Origin of the sequence: Planktothrix tepida PCC 9214 (assembly GCF_900009145.1) — a bacterium.
GTDB lineage: Bacteria > Cyanobacteriota > Cyanobacteriia > Cyanobacteriales > Microcoleaceae > Planktothrix > Planktothrix tepida.
This window is the reverse complement of sequence record NZ_LN889886.1, coordinates 1-1,766: the sequence shown is the minus strand read 5'-3', so window position 1 is coordinate 1,766 and position 1,766 is coordinate 1. Positions and strand designations below refer to the sequence as shown.

Sequence of the window (1,766 nt, the reverse complement as noted above, 5' to 3'; positions counted from 1 at the left end):
GATGAGGGGATGAGGGGATGAGGGGAAGGGGAGATGGGGGAATGTTTAATGGTAGTTAAATTGTTAATACAGTATTGGATGGGAGAGGTAAATACTGGTTATTACCTATTTTTTATTAACACCCATAAAATTACTATTTATTATTGCCTATTGCCTATTGCCTATTACCTATTGCCTCTCTAATTATTAATACCTAATCAGTCTCTTTTCGGGGATTAGACTTGACAAATATTTATTTTAAGATAAAATCCTGATGAACCTCTATTTTTATGAACGCGAATGTTAACCCAGGATAAGCCTTTAACAGAAACAGCATTTCTGGCTAAACTCAACGAAATTATTGAAACCCATCACTTACTCAAGCATCCCTTTTATCAAATGTGGAATGAAGGGAAATTGACATTAACGATGCTACAAGAGTATGCCCAAGAATATTATCTGCACGTTCATAACTTCCCCACCTATGTTAGTGCAACTCATGCAGCTTGTGATGATATCAACATTCGCAAAATGTTGTTAGAAAATTTAATTGAAGAAGAACGGGGTTCTGCCCATCACCCGGAATTGTGGTTACGGTTTGCAGAAGGATTAGGAGTTGAACGCAGTGAAGTTCTCAACCGGAAAACTTTAAGTAAAACCCAAGAATCTGTTCAGATTCTTAAAGAATTATCTCGCAGTGAAGAACCCGAAAAAGGGTTAGCTGCTTTGTACGCTTACGAATCTCAATTCCCTCAAGTTTCGACTACTAAAATTGCGGGACTAGAGGAATTTTATGGGATTAATGAAGAATCGGCTTTATCCTTCTTTAAAGTTCATGAAAAAGCAGATGAAATCCACAGCCAAATGACTCGCAAAGCCTTGTTACAACTGTGTCAAACCGCAGAACAACAACAAGCAGCATTAGACGCGGCACAAACTGCTGTTGATGCGTTTAACTTGCTCTTAGATGGAGTGTATGAAGAGTATTGCCAAAATTAGAATGTAGGCGAAATCCCGGTTGATTTTTCTTAAAAATTCAGTAGAGGCGTTCACAATAACGTCTCTACTGTGAGCTAATCAAGAGAACTTAAATCGCCTCAACGATTCCATTAGTGCCAATACTAATACTTTTATGGCCTGCACCGCCAGAGTAAATATTGACGGTGAGTTCATTTTTTTCGGCATCATAACTGCCTTTAAAGCCCAGAGGAGTCCCATCCTGGGTATAAATTAAAATGTTGACTCCCCCCGTTTTTACCTGTGAGAATGGCATAGCCGTTGATTGTCCACTGGCTAAAACTTTCGAGGAATTTTGGCTTAAACCATACTGAATTGGTTTTCCCGCTTCATTGATGAGTCGAACGGTAAACTTTTGATCCGTTTTAACTCGAAATCCTGTATAAACTTGGGCAAAACTGGGACTAGGGAAAAGTATTGTTGGAGTAGCGAAACCTACTGTCGCAACTAAAGCAACCGTTGTTAGAATTTTGAGTTTCATAGGTTTTATGGAATTAAAGTAGAATCAGTGTGTCAATCATTCTAATCTATATTTTTGAGGTTCACACTTTAATTTTTTACCTGAGAAACAAATAACTTTTCTGGCTGATGTCAAATCAAAATTTTAGATTTTCTCAACATTTAATGATTGACTTTTTTACTGTTAGTTTTATAAAATTTTAGATTGATTAAAACGGTTGACTGTTAGCTGTTGACTGCTCATGTAGCACTATTCTTCCCCTCATCTCCCCATCTTCCCATCTTCCCATCTTCCCATCTCCCCTTGTCCC

Annotated in this window: 2 protein-coding genes; one reads left to right on the top strand and one right to left on the bottom strand. The window is 37.9% G+C overall.

The annotated features are described in order from the left end of the window. Window positions 1-279: 279 nt before the first annotated feature. A complete protein-coding gene (locus tag PL9214_RS29625; RefSeq protein WP_072722825.1) occupies window positions 280-978 on the top strand; it encodes a CADD family putative folate metabolism protein in 699 nt (232 codons plus the stop codon). An 88-nt stretch (window positions 979-1,066) separates the two neighbouring features. Here PL9214_RS29625 and PL9214_RS29620 read toward each other — a convergent pair whose 3' ends face one another. Beyond that, a complete protein-coding gene (locus PL9214_RS29620; RefSeq protein WP_072722824.1) occupies window positions 1,067-1,477 on the bottom strand; it encodes a hypothetical protein in 411 nt (136 codons plus the stop codon). Window positions 1,478-1,766: the final 289 nt, after the last annotated feature.

Excerpts from the sequence above, each read along its gene's own strand:
- PL9214_RS29620 (WP_072722824.1), bottom strand. The coding sequence starts at position 1,477 with ATGAAACTCAAAATTCTAACAACGGTTGCTTTAGTTGCGACAGTAGGT.
- PL9214_RS29625 (WP_072722825.1), top strand. The coding sequence starts at position 280 with ATGTTAACCCAGGATAAGCCTTTAACAGAAACAGCATTTCTGGCTAAA.